Source organism: Streptomyces sp. NPDC048612 (assembly GCF_043199295.1).
In the GTDB taxonomy this organism is placed as follows: domain Bacteria; phylum Actinomycetota; class Actinomycetes; order Streptomycetales; family Streptomycetaceae; genus Streptomyces.
Genome location: NZ_JBICVV010000002.1, coordinates 282,828 through 295,617 on the forward strand (window position 1 = coordinate 282,828; position 12,790 = coordinate 295,617).

Sequence of the window (12,790 nt, forward strand, 5' to 3'; positions counted from 1 at the left end):
GGTGAACATGAAGATCGCTTTCGTAGGCAAGGGCGGCAGCGGCAAAACCACGCTGTCCTCCCTGTTCATCCGGCACCTCGCCGCTTCCCGGGTCCCCGTGATCGCGGTGGACGCCGACATCAACCAGCATCTGGGCCCCGCTCTCGGCCTCGACGAGACGGAGGCCGCCGGGCTCCCCGCGATGGGTGCCCATCTGCCGCTGATCAAGGACTACTTGCGCGGCAGCAACCCCCGTATCCCGTCCTCCGAATCGATGATCAAGACCACTCCGCCCGGTGAGGGCTCGCGGCTCCTGAGGGTCGGCGAGACCAACCCCGTCTACGACGCCTGCGTCCGGACGGTGGACCTCGACGGCTCCGCCGTGCGGCTGATGGCGACCGGACCGTTCACCGAGTCCGACCTCGGCGTGGCCTGCTACCACTCCAAGGTCGGCGCGGTGGAGCTGTGCCTGAACCACCTCGTGGACGGCCGCGAGGAGTACGTCGTCGTCGACATGACGGCGGGTTCCGACTCCTTCGCCTCCGGGATGTTCACCCGATTCGACATGACCTTCCTGGTCGCCGAGCCGACCCGTAAGGGCATCGCCGTCTACCGCCAGTACAAGGAGTACGCACGGGACTTCGGCGTCCCCCTGAAGGTCGTGGGCAACAAGGTGCAGGGCCCGGAGGACCTGGCGTTCCTGCGGGAGGAGACCGGCGACGACCTGTTGGTCACCGTCGGCCACTCCGACTGGGTGCGCGCCATGGAGAAGGGCCGCCCGGCCCGCTTCGACCGCCTGGAGGAGGGCAACCGGCAGGCCCTGGCGACGCTGCACCGCACGGCCGACGCCGCCTATGGGCGCCGCGACTGGGAGCGGTACACACGGCAGATGGTGCACTTCCACCTGAAGAACGCGGAGAGCTGGGGCAATGCGAAGACCGGGGTCGACCTCGCAGCCCAGGTGGACCCGTCCTTCGTGCTGTCCGAGGGAGCGGTCGCCCCACAGCCCGCCTGACCTGGCGGAGAGCGCGGGCGGGTGCCCCCGGCGCCCGGTCCGCCGGGAGCACCCGCCCCTGATGCCGGGCGCCGGCCCGTCCGGCGCCCCTGGAACACGACAGATCAGCCGGCCGCCCCTTCCCCGGCGCCGGTGAGCGCCTTCCGGCACTCCGCCGGAAGCGCCGCCGGTGCCGGACACGCCTGGCGAAGAGCCGGAGAACCACAAGGCGAAATGCGCCGCATTCACCTGATAGAGGGGTGGATTGCGGCGAATGACCGCAAAGACTTCTCCTGCCCTTTACCTCTCATTACGGTTCATTTACCGATGCTTGAGAGTCACCGGACCGTCACCCAAAGGTGAGGACCGCCGGTCGACTCACGTCCCGCCGCAGTACACCGCCGCCCCACGCTCGCGCCCCGCGCGACCGCGTCGCCCCGGAGGAGACGGGAATGCCGCAGACCGAGAAGTTGCCGCCGCAGCCGCCGCGCACACCGCACCGCACCGAAACCGCTCCCGGGCCCCGTACACCCCCGGAACCCGGCTCCCGTTCGGAGAAGGGCCGAGCCGCGCGCCGGGACCTCTCCGCCTCGGTCGTCGTCTTCCTGCTCGCCGTCCCGCTGTCCCTCGGTCTCGCGCTGGCCACCGGTGCCCCACTACAGGCCGGTCTGGTCTCCGCGGTCGTCGGCGGGATCGTCGCCGGCCTGCTCGGCGGCGCCCCGCTCCAGGTGAGCGGCGCGGCGACCGGCCTCCTGGTGGTCACCGCCGATCTGGTCCAGCGCTACGGATGGCGCGCCACGTGCGCCATCACGGTGCTCGCCGGTCTCACCCAACTCGCCCTGGGCGCCCTGCGCGTGGCCCGCGCGGCGCTGGCCATCAGCCCGGCGATCGTGCACGGCATGCTGGCCGGCATCGGGGCCACCATCGCCCTGGGCCAGCTCCATGTGGTGCTCGGCGGGAGTCCGGACAGCTCCGCACTCGACAACGCCGCCGCACTGCCCGGCCAGTTGGCGCATCCACACGCCGTCGCGCTGCTGATCGGCACCGTCACCGTCGCCGTGCTCCTCGGCTGGGGACGGCTGCCGGGCCGCGCCGGGCGGTGGGCGCGGGTGCTGCCCGCCCCGCTGGCCGCCGTGCTCGCCGCGACGGCCGTCAGCGCGGGAACGGAGGTGGCACGGGTGGAGCTGCCGTCCTGGCGGATGCCCGAGCTGCCCGCGCTCCCGGACGCCTCCCTCCCGGCCCTGGCCGCGGCGGTGCTGACCGTCACCCTCGTCGCCAGCATGGAGTCGCTGCTGTCGGCGGTGGCCGTGGACCGGCTGGCGGCCGAACGGCCCGACGCGCCCACGGGACGCCTGCGGCTCAACCGCGAGCTGGCCGGCCAGGGCGTGGCCAACACCGTCGCCGGGCTGCTGGGCGGACTGCCGATCTCCGGGGGCGCGATCCGCGGCTCGGCGAATGTGCGGGCCGGTGCTGCCACCCGCCGCGCCACCGTGCTGCACGGCGTATGGGTGCTGCTGTGCGCGGGCCTGCTGGCCACGGCGCTGGAGCTGATTCCGCTGGCCGCGCTCGCCGCGCTGGTGATGGTCGTCGGCGTACGGATGATGAGCTTCGCGCACATCCGGCATGTGCAGCGGCACCGTGAATTCCCGGTGTACGCGGCCACGTTCGGCGGTGTCGTCCTGTTCGGGGTGCTCCAGGGCGTGGTGACGGGCATCGCGGTCGCGGCCTTCCTGGCGCTGCGCCGGCTGACGCACACCCGTGTCACGGTGACCGAGGAGCCCGACGGCCACCGGGTGCGGGTCAGCGGGCAGTTGACGTTTCTGGCGGTGCCGCGGCTGACCCGGGCGCTGGCGCAGGTACCCGCGCACACCGACGTCGTCGTCGAACTGTGCGGCTCGTTCATGGACCACGCCGCCTACGAGGCACTGCAGTCCTGGTCGGCCACCCACCGGGCGCACGGCGGCCAGGTGACGCTCGGCGGCCGTTCGGGACGGCCGCTCGCCGCGCAGGCCGGTGAACACTCCTGCCGGCCGTGGACGCCCTGGCGCAACCACCACTGCACCCGGCCCGCCCCGGACCCGGCGGCTGCCGGGGAGAGCAGCGGCAGCCAGCTTCTGGGCGGGGTGTCCGCCTTCCAGCGCCATACGGCTCCGCTGGTGCGCGAGGAACTGTCCCGGCTGGCGCGCGAGGGCCAGCGGCCCACCCAGCTCTTTCTGACCTGCGCGGACTCCCGGCTGGTCACGAGCATGATCACGTCCAGCGGGCCGGGTGACCTGTTCACCGTGCGCAATGTCGGCAACCTGGTGCCGCCGCCCGGCCCGGACACCCCCTGCGACTCGGTGGGAGCGGCGATCGAGTACGCGGTGGAGGTGCTGCGGGTCGGCTCGATCACGGTGTGCGGGCATTCCGGGTGCGGCGCCATGGGAGCGCTGCTCGGGGCCACCGCGCCGGAGGACACCGAGCCGACCCCGCTCGCCCGCTGGCTGCGGCTCGGCCGGCCGAGTCTCGCCCGTATGCAGCGCATCGGGCGGCGGGGACGGGGCGAAGTCGCGCTCAGCGGGCGGCCGGTGAGTGACGAGCAGGAGCGGCTGGCGCTCGTCAACGTCATGCAGCAGCTCGACCACCTCAGGGCGCACCCCTGTGTGGCACGCCGGGTGGCCGAGGGAACGCTCGCTCTGCACGGCATGTACTTCCATGTCGGCGAGGCCCAGACCTACGTGCTCGACGAGGCCGCCGGGCGGTTCTGCGCGGTGCGCGGCGAACCGGCGCCGGTTACGGTCTGACCTGCACGGCATCACCTCAACAGCCCCGCCGCGACCCCCGAACTGACAGGTCTAAACCAATAATTGTCCACAGCCCTTGTCAGGGCCGGGCGCGGGCTGATGAGCTATGACCTGGGGACACATCGGACGCCCTGGGAATGGGAGATGTTGTGAGCAACGAAAGCCTGGCCAACCTGCTCAAGGAGGAGCGGCGGTTCGAGCCGCCCGCCGATCTGGCCGCGCATGCCAACGTCACGGCTGCCGCGTACGAACAGGCCGCGGCAGACCGGCTGGGCTTCTGGGCCGAGCAGGCCCGGCGGCTGTCCTGGGAGACCGCTCCCACCCAGACCCTCGACTGGACCAACGCGCCCTTCGCGAAGTGGTTCGCCGACGGCAAGCTCAATGTCGCCTACAACTGCGTGGACCGGCATGTGGAGAACGGCCTGGGCGACCGGGTCGCCATCCACTTCGAGGGCGAGCCCGGCGACACCCGCGCGATCACCTACGCCGAGCTCCAGCGTGAGGTCTCCAAGGCCGCCCATGCGCTGACCGAACTGGGCGTGCGCAGCGGCGACCGGGTCGCCATCTACCTGCCGATGATCCCGGAAGCGGTCATCGCCATGCTGGCCTGCGCCCGCCTGGGCGCACCGCACTCGGTGGTCTTCGGCGGCTTCTCCGCGGACGCCCTGGCGACCCGCATCAACGACGCGGACGCCCGCGTGGTGATCACCGCCGACGGTGGCTACCGCCGCGGCAAGCCGTCCGCCCTCAAGCCCGCCGTGGACGCCGCCCTGACCAAGCCGGGCACGGAGAACGTCCGCAGCGTCCTCGTCGTGCGCCGCACCGGCCAGGAGGACGTCGACTGGCACGAGGGCCGCGACGTCTGGTGGCACGAGATCGTCGACCGGCAGAGCGACCAGCACACGCCCGAGGCCTTCGACGCCGAGCACCCGCTGTTCATCCTCTACACGTCCGGCACGACGGGTAAGCCCAAGGGCATCCTGCACACCACCGGTGGCTACCTCACCCAGGTGTCGTACACCCACCACGCGGTCTTCGACCTCAAGCCGGAGACCGACGTCTTCTGGTGCACCGCCGACGTCGGCTGGGTGACCGGCCACTCGTACATCACCTACGGCCCGCTCTCCAACGGCGCGACCGAGGTGCTCTACGAGGGCACGCCCGACACCCCGCACCAGGGCCGCTGGTGGGAGATCGTCCAGAAGTACGGCGTGACGATCCTCTACACCGCGCCGACCGCGATCCGCGCCTGCATGAAGTGGGGCGACGACATCCCGGCGAAGTTCGACCTGTCGTCGCTGCGGGTCCTCGGGTCGGTGGGCGAGCCCATCAACCCCGAGGCATGGATGTGGTACCGCAAGCACATCGGGGCCGACGCGACTCCGATCGTCGACACCTGGTGGCAGACCGAGACCGGCGGGATGATGCTCAGCCCGCTGCCGGGCGTCACGGCGACCAAGCCCGGCTCGGCCCAGATGGCGCTGCCCGGTATCGCCGCGACCGTCGTGGACGACGACGCCCGCGAGGTCCCCGACGGCGCCGGCGGCTACCTCGTGCTGACCGAGCCCTGGCCGGCCATGCTCCGCACGATCTGGGGCGACGACCAGCGCTACCTCGACACGTACTGGTCGCGCTTCGAGGGCAAGTACTTCGCCGGCGACGGCGCCAAGAAGGACGACGACGGCGACATCTGGCTGCTCGGCCGGGTGGACGACGTGATGCTGGTGTCCGGCCACAACATCTCCACCACCGAGGTCGAGTCGGCGCTGGTCTCGCATCCGAAGGTGGCCGAGGCCGCGGTCGTCGGCGCCGCCGACCCGCAGACCACCCAGGCCATCTGCGCCTTCGTCATTCTGCGCGGTGGCGCGGCGGAGGACGAGGGCCTGGTCGAGGAGCTGCGCGCGCATGTCGCCCAGCAGCTCGGCCCGATCGCCAAGCCCAAGCGGATCATGCCGGTCGCCGAGCTGCCCAAGACCCGGTCCGGCAAGATCATGCGGCGGCTGCTGCGCGATGTCGCCGAGAACCGCGCCCTCGGTGATGTCACCACCCTCACCGACTCCACGGTCATGGACCTGATCCAGGCGAAGCTGCCGAGCGCGGCCAGCGAGGACTGAGCGGGACGGAGCACCACAAGGGGGCATCGGGCCGGAGCGGCCGGGTGCCCCCTTGCCGCGGACGGCACCCCCTTGCCATGGCCGGGCATTCCGCCTGCTCAGCGGCCCCGCCCGCCCGGCGGCCGCGAACGGCGCGAAGCCACCCCAGCGGCGGCCCGCACCTCCGGCGACACGGCGGCCCCGCACGTCGGCGCCCGTGCTTCCGGCCGCCCGGCCCCAGCGGCCCGGCGCCCGAATTGACCGTAAAGTGAGACCGCCGGATAGCCGCTCGCGCCCGCCCGGTACAGTGGGACACGCGTCAATGACACGCTAAGAACTCTGGGTGCGCCGGGAAGTCTGGTCGGCAACTGCAACAGCCGTACACAGCTGCCGAAACCCGGAGGTCACCGAGTGAGCGCGCCAAGCCAGCAGACGATCAAGAAGTGTGCGCTGCGCGCATGCCGCCCCGCCGAGCGCGCCGAGGCCGGCGCATGAGCGCCCCCCGGAACCGCCGCGCCCCCTTCCTCGGACGGATGCCGCTGCCCGAGCGGAACTTCGTCGCGGATGCGCTGCGCACCGAAACCGTCGGCGGCGTCCTTCTGCTCGCCGCCGCCGTAGCCGCCCTGATCTGGGCAAACACCCTCGGCGGGAGCTACGAGGCGGTCCGCGGCTTCCACCTCGGACCGGCCGCACTGGGCCTGGACCTGTCCCTCCAGCACTGGGCCGCCAACGGGCTGCTCGCGGTCTTCTTCTTCGTCGCCGGTATCGAGCTCAAGCGCGAACTGGTCGCCGGCGAACTCCGCGACCCCAAGGCCGCCGCCCTCCCCGTGGTCGCCGCGCTCTGCGGGATGGCGATGCCGGCGGTCGTCTACTTCACCGTCAACGGCATCGGCGGCGGCTCGCTGCAGGGCTGGGCGGTCCCCACCGCCACCGACATCGCCTTCGCGCTCGCCGTCCTCGCCGTCATCGGCACGTCCCTGCCCGCCGCGCTGCGCGCCTTCCTGCTCACCCTCGCCGTCGTCGACGACCTCTTCGCCATCCTGATCATCGCGGTCTTCTTCACCTCGAAGATCGACTTTCTGGCGCTGGGGCTCGCCGCCGTGGGCCTGGTGATCTTCTATCTGCTGCTGCGCAAGGGCGTCCGCGGCTGGTACGTCTACGTCCCGCTCGCCCTGGTCATCTGGGGTCTGATGGAGAACAGCGGGGTGCACGCCACCATCGCCGGCGTCGCCATGGGCCTGATGCTGCGCTGCACCCGGCGCGACGGCGAGAAGCAGTCCCCGGGCGAGCACATCGAGCATCTGGTCCGCCCGCTCTCGGCCGGCTTCGCCGTACCGCTGTTCGCCCTCTTCTCCGCGGGGGTGTCCATATCCGGCGGTGCGGTCCACGAGGTCTTCACCCGGCCGGAGACGCTCGGCGTCGTGCTCGGCCTGGTGGTGGGCAAGGCGCTCGGCATCTTCGGCGGCACCTGGTTCACCGCCCGCTTCACCAGAGCCGAGCTCAACCCCGACCTGCGATGGCCGGATGTCTTCGCCGTCTCCGCCCTGGCCGGAATCGGCTTCACCGTCTCCCTGCTCATCGGCGAACTCGCCTTCGCCGAGGACCTGGTGCTGGCCGACGAGATCAAGGCGGCGGTGCTGATCGGCTCGCTGCTGGCGGCCGTCTTCGCGGGCATCCTCCTCAAGATCCGCAACGCCAAGTACCGCAAGCTGTGCGAGGACGAGGAGCGCGACGAGGACCAGGACGGCATCCCGGACGTCTACGAACTCGACAAGCCGGAGTACCACCTGCGGATGGCGGCGATCCACGAAGCCAAGGCCGCCGAGCACCGGCGGCTTGCCGAAGTGGCCTCCGACTCGCATGCCGGAGACGATGGTCCGGCATGATCTGAGAGGCTTTGCATCCGGGTGAAGAGAAGAGGGAGACGGCGATGAGCGCAGTCCACGACGGCACGGACCGCAGCCTCGGACAGCTGGTGGCCACGGCCACGGCCGAAATGTCCGCGCTGGTGCACGACGAGATCGCGCTGGCCAAGGCGGAGTTCCGGCAGGACGCCAAGCGCGCGGGCATCGGCAGTGCCGCGTTCATGGTGGCCGGCGCGCTGGCGCTGTTCGCGCTGCCGGTGCTGAGCTTCGCGGCGGCGTACGGCATCCACAACCTCGGCCTCGGGCTCGCCTGGTCCTTCCTGATCGTGGGCGGCGCCTTCCTGGTCCTCGCCGGACTGCTGGCCCTCATCGCGATGGCCAAGATGAAGAAGATCAAGAAGCCGGAGAAGTCCATCAACTCCGCCAAGGAGACCGCGGCCGTGCTCCAGAAGGCCAAGCCGCACCCGCGGCTGGCGCCCGTGGAGCACCCGGCCCTGGAGTCTGTGACACGCTCATCGGTATGACAGCCCCTGACAGCACCGCTTCGGTCGTGCGGATCGACGTCCCCGGCGGGAGAGAGGTGTCGCACCGCGACGTCGCGGCCAACGGCGCCCGCTTCCACATCGCGGAGATGGGCGACGGCCCGCTGGTGCTGCTGCTGCACGGCTTTCCGCAGTTCTGGTGGACCTGGCGGCACCAGATGCCGGCGCTCGCCGACGCGGGCTTCCGCGCGGTCGCCATGGACCTGCGCGGGGTCGGCGGCAGCGACCGCACCCCGCGCGGCTACGACCCGGCGAACCTCGCCCTGGACATCACCGGCGTCATCCGGTCCCTGGGAGAGGCGGACGCCGCGCTCGTCGGACACGACCTGGGCGGCTATCTCGCCTGGACGGCCGCGGTGATGCGGCCCAAGCTGGTGCGCCGGCTGGCCGTGGCGTCGATGCCGCATCCCCGGCGCTGGCGCTCGGCGATGCTGGCCGACGTCCGGCAGAGCGCGCGGAGTTCGCACATCTGGAACTTCCAGCGGCCCTGGCTGCCGGAGCGCGCGCTGACCGCGGACGACGCGGCGCTGGTGGGGCGGATGATCCGCGACTGGTCCGGCCCCCGGCTGCCGGACGACGACGCGCTGGCGGTCTACCGGCGGGCGATGGGCATCCCCTCGACGGCACACTGCTCGATCGAGCCGTACCGCTGGATGGTGCGCTCGATGGCCCGCCCCGACGGTCTCCAGTTCAACCGCCGGATGAAGATGCCCGTACGCGTCCCGACGCTGCATCTGCACGGCTCGCTCGACCCGGTGATGCGCACCCGCAGCGCGGCCGGCTCCGGGCAGTACGTCGAGGCGCCGTACCGCTGGCGGCTGTTCGACGGCCTGGGGCACTTCCCGCACGAGGAGGACCCGGTGGCGTTCTCCACGGAGCTGATCAGCTGGCTGAAGGACCCGGAACCGGACCGGTGACGGGCCGCCGCCCCGGAGGAGGGCAGGGAGCGACGGCGCCCCCGGGGCGGACCCGTTGGACCAGCCACGCACACCGGCCTGCCCCGCTGCCCGAAGACCGCTGAGCGGGCTCCCCGCACCGCTCTGCGGAGCCTCTCCCCGCCGGCCTCGAACGCGCGTATGACGAACAGCCAATTGCCCGGCGCATAGGCCAATTGGCGGTCCCCGAGGCGGTTACGGACCTTGGGCCACGGGCAGAGTCGAGGGTATGGGCTGGACGCACGACTACCGTGACGTGGCACGCAACCGCCGCAGCAGTGCCGCTGCAGTGGGTACGCAGGAAAGGGGAACCCCGGATCTCAGGTCCGGCGCCTCCCCCGCCCCGACGCACCCGATGGGAATCCCTCGCATCCTGCGCCGCAGAGCGCGCTGGATGAGCGCGCGGCTGCGCCATCCCCGTACCTGAACTCCCGCCCCGCCGACTGGGGCGCGGGACTCCTCTCCACGCGCCCCGGCGCCGGGCCCGGCAGTGGCCCGCCGGACAAGCTCTAGATCGCGCAGCCCTGGCTGTCGACCTGCTGCTGGGCCGCACGCCCCCTGATGACGTCCTCGCGCACCTCGTCGGCGGTCAGTGCGTAGCCGGTGCGTGAGTCGTCCCGCGACTTGGCGAAGACGACGCCGTAGACCTTGCCCTGCGGAGTGAGCAGCGGGCCGCCGGAGTTGCCCTGACGCACCGTGGCGTAGAGGGAGTAGACATCGCGGCCGACCGTGCCGCGCTTGTAGATGTCCGCGCCGTTGGCCTGGACACGGCCGCGGACCCGGGCCGCGCGGACGTCGTAGCCGCCGTTCTCCGGGAAGCCGGCGACGATGGCGTTGTCGCCGCTGTCCGCGTCCGCGCCGGTGAACTGGAGCGCCGGGGCGTTCAGCGTGGGCACGTCCAGGACCGCGATATCGCGCCGCCAGTCGTAGAGCACGACCTTGGCGTCGTACGTACGGCCCTCGCCACCCACCTGGACGGTCGGTTCGCGCACCCCGCCGACGACGTGGGCGTTGGTCATCACGCGGTGCCGGCCGAAGACGAAGCCGCTGCCTTCGACGACCTTGCCGCAACTGGGAGCCGTGCCGACGACCTTGACGATGCTGCGCTTGGCCTGCGCCGCCACCGGGCTGGTGGCCAGCCGGGGATCGGGGGCCGGCACGTTGGTGATCGGTTCGTTGGAGAACGGCGTGAAGACCTGCGGGAAGCCGTTCTGCGCGAGGACCGAGGAGAAGTCCGCGAACCAGGTGCCGGCCTGCGGGGGCATCACCCGGGACACCCCGAGCAGCACCTTGGAGTTGCGGACCTCCTTGCCGAGCGTCGGCAGGGACGTCCCGGCCAGCGCCGAACCGATCAGCCAGGCGACCAGCAGCATCGCGAGGACGTTGACCAGCGCGCCGCCGGTCGCGTCCAGCGCTCTCGCCGGTGACCACGTGATGTGGAGGCGCAGCTTGTTGCCCAGATGGGTGGTGAGCGCCTGGCCCACGGACGCGCACACGATCACGATGGCGACCGCCGCGATGGCCGCGAAGCTGTTGGGGGTCGCGTCCCCGGTGATCTCGTTCCAGATCACGGGCAGCAGATAGACCGCGATCAGACCGCCCCCGAGGAAGCCGATCACGGACAGGATGCCGACGACAAAGCCTTGCCGATAGCCGATGATCGCGAACCACACGGCCGCGACCAGCAGCAAGATGTCCAGGACGTTCACGCCGGACACCGTCTCACGAGCGCCAGTCGAGCGGGACCGCCTTGTCACGGTCCCACGGAATCTCCCATCCGGCGTAATGCAGGATGCGGTCGATGACTCCGGCGGTAAACCCCCAGACCAGGGCGTTCTCGACAAGGAAGGCAGGCCCGATGTGGCCACTGGGATGGCGCGTCGTCACACGGTGGGCGGGATTGGTGAGATCCGCCACGGGAACCGTGAACACCCGGGCGGTCTCCGCCTGGTCGACCGCGCCGACCGGGCTCGGCCGGCGCCACCAGCCCAGGACGGGCGTCACCACGAAGCCGCTGACGGGGATGTAGAGCCGGGGCAGCACGGCGAAGACCTGCACACCGGAGGGGTCCAGGCCGGTCTCCTCCTGGGCCTCGCGCAGCGCGGCCCGCACCGGACCGGAGCCCTCCGGGTCGCCGTCCTCCGGATCGAGGGCGCCACCGGGGAAGGAGGGCTGGCCGGCGTGTGAGCGCAGGGTGCCGGCGCGCTCCATCAGGAGCAGCTCGGGGCCGCGGCTGCCGTGACCGAAGAGGATCAGCACGGCGGACTGCCGGCCCCCGCTCTCGGGCGGCAGAAAGCGGCTGAGCCGGTGCGGCTCGATGGTGGCGGCCACCTCGGCCACCGGGTCCAGCCACTCGGGCAGGCCCTCGGCCGTCACCGCCGCCTCCCGGCCGGCATCCGCCTCCTTGCCGTACCGCTGCTCCCGTGCACTCCGCATCCGCGCCCCCTCAGGCCTGGCTTCGATCGTCGGTCACCTCTGGGCGGCGGGCGTCATGACGCGGCCACCGGGGGCGCCATCGGCGGCGCGGGCTGCCCCGGATAGTCGGCCGGGGGCTTCAGCCGCTGCCCCGGCTGGCCGCCCAGCTCGTACTTCAGCAGCTTCCTGGCCTTCTCCGGGTCCGTCTCGCCCTCGCCGTACGCGGGGCACAGCGGGGCGATGGCGCAGGCCCCGCAGGCGGGCTTGCGGGAGTGGCAGACGCGGCGGCCGTGGAAGACGACCCGGTGCGAGAGCATCGTCCACTCGCTCTTGGGGAAGATCTCGGCGACATCCGCCTCGACCTTCTCGGCGTCCTCAGCGGTGGTCCAGCCGAAGCGGCGGGCCAGCCGGCCGAAGTGGGTGTCGACGGTGATGCCCGGGACGCCGAAGGCATTGCCCAGGACCACGTTGGCGGTCTTGCGGCCGACGCCGGGGAGGGTCACGAGGTCCTCCAGGCGGCCGGGGACCTCGCCGCCGAAGCGGTCGCGGAGCGCCGCCGACAGGCCGAGCAGCGACTTCGTCTTGGCCCGGAAGAAGCCGGTCGGCCGGATCAGCTCCTCCAGCCGCTCCGGGGGCATCGCGGCCATGTCCTCGGGCGTCGGGCAGACCGCGAAGAGGCGCGGGGTGGTCTGGTTGACCCTCAGGTCGGTGGTCTGCGCGGACAGGACCGTGGCGACCAGCAGCTCGAAGGAGTTGGTGAAGTCCAGCTCGGGGTGGGCGTACGGATAGAGCTCGGCCAGCTCGCGGTTGATCCGGCGGGCCCGGCGCACCATGGCGACCCGGGACTCGGGCTTGCGCGCGGCGGCCTTCTTGGCGGGCGCCTTCCCGGTGTCCGCCGTCTTTGCGGCCTTCTTGGCCGTCGTCTTCTTCGCCGTCGTCGTCTTGGCCGGGGCGGCCTTCCCGGCGGCTGCCTTCTTGGCAGCCGTCTTCTTGGCCGGGGCCTGCTCGTCGGCCGCGGTGGCCGTCGTGGCGACGGCCTTCTTGGGCGCCGCCCTCTTCGTCACGGCCTTCTTCGCCGCGGCCTTCCTGGCCGCCGCCGGCTTCTCGGGGGTTGCGTTCACGGGGCGGCCTTCTTCCCTGCCGAGGTCTTGTCCGCCGGAGTCTTCCTCGCGGAGGTCTGCACG

Annotated in this window: 10 protein-coding genes; 7 read left to right on the plus strand and 3 right to left on the minus strand. The window is 71.8% G+C overall.

The features are described from left to right. Positions 1-7: 7 nt before the first annotated feature. From ACGFN2_RS04535 to ACGFN2_RS04565, 7 genes are all read left to right on the plus strand, one after another. Positions 8-994: an ATP-binding protein gene (locus tag ACGFN2_RS04535; RefSeq protein WP_393357489.1), complete on the plus strand. Its 987-nt coding sequence runs from the start codon at positions 8-10 to the stop codon at positions 992-994. 431 nt (positions 995-1,425) lie between these two features. Continuing rightward, complete coding sequence (locus ACGFN2_RS04540) at positions 1,426-3,756, plus strand: bifunctional SulP family inorganic anion transporter/carbonic anhydrase (RefSeq protein ID WP_393357491.1); 2,331 nt, start codon at positions 1,426-1,428, stop codon at positions 3,754-3,756. Positions 3,757-3,905: 149 nt separating this feature from the next. Further along, the gene (gene acs / locus ACGFN2_RS04545) at positions 3,906-5,870 is read left to right on the plus strand and encodes an acetate--CoA ligase (RefSeq protein WP_393357493.1); all 1,965 of its coding nucleotides are present in this window, start codon (positions 3,906-3,908) and stop codon (positions 5,868-5,870) included. Positions 5,871-6,340: 470 nt separating this feature from the next. Further along, on the plus strand, positions 6,341-7,735 hold the full coding sequence (nhaA, locus tag ACGFN2_RS04550) for a Na+/H+ antiporter NhaA (protein ID WP_393357495.1): 1,395 nt from the start codon (positions 6,341-6,343) through the stop codon (positions 7,733-7,735). Between the two features lie 44 nt (positions 7,736-7,779). Further along, on the plus strand, positions 7,780-8,238 hold the full coding sequence (locus ACGFN2_RS04555; RefSeq protein WP_393357497.1) for a phage holin family protein: 459 nt from the start codon (positions 7,780-7,782) through the stop codon (positions 8,236-8,238). Further along, positions 8,235-9,173 carry an alpha/beta hydrolase gene (locus tag ACGFN2_RS04560; protein WP_362603639.1) on the plus strand — a complete coding sequence of 313 codons (939 nt, stop codon included), beginning with the start codon at positions 8,235-8,237 and terminating at the stop codon, positions 9,171-9,173. Before ACGFN2_RS04555 ends, ACGFN2_RS04560 begins: the two co-directional genes overlap by 4 nt. A 247-nt stretch (positions 9,174-9,420) precedes the next feature. Then, positions 9,421-9,618 carry a hypothetical protein gene (locus ACGFN2_RS04565; protein WP_362603640.1) on the plus strand — a complete coding sequence of 66 codons (198 nt, stop codon included), beginning with the start codon at positions 9,421-9,423 and terminating at the stop codon, positions 9,616-9,618. 82 nt (positions 9,619-9,700) lie between these two features. On the opposite strand, the gene ACGFN2_RS04570 is transcribed toward ACGFN2_RS04565, so the two are convergent. The 3 genes from ACGFN2_RS04570 to nth are packed head-to-tail and all read right to left on the minus strand — an operon-like array spanning position 9,701 to position 12,727. Beyond that, positions 9,701-10,900 (minus strand): MarP family serine protease, encoded by a 1,200-nt coding sequence (locus ACGFN2_RS04570; RefSeq protein ID WP_393357500.1) that lies wholly within the window; start codon positions 10,898-10,900, stop codon positions 9,701-9,703. Between the two features lie 13 nt (positions 10,901-10,913). Further along, a complete protein-coding gene (locus ACGFN2_RS04575; RefSeq protein WP_362603644.1) occupies positions 10,914-11,627 on the minus strand; it encodes a CoA pyrophosphatase in 714 nt (237 codons plus the stop codon). A 53-nt stretch (positions 11,628-11,680) separates the two neighbouring features. Beyond that, on the minus strand, positions 11,681-12,727 hold the full coding sequence (gene nth, locus ACGFN2_RS04580; protein ID WP_393357502.1) for an endonuclease III: 1,047 nt from the start codon (positions 12,725-12,727) through the stop codon (positions 11,681-11,683). Positions 12,728-12,790: the final 63 nt, after the last annotated feature.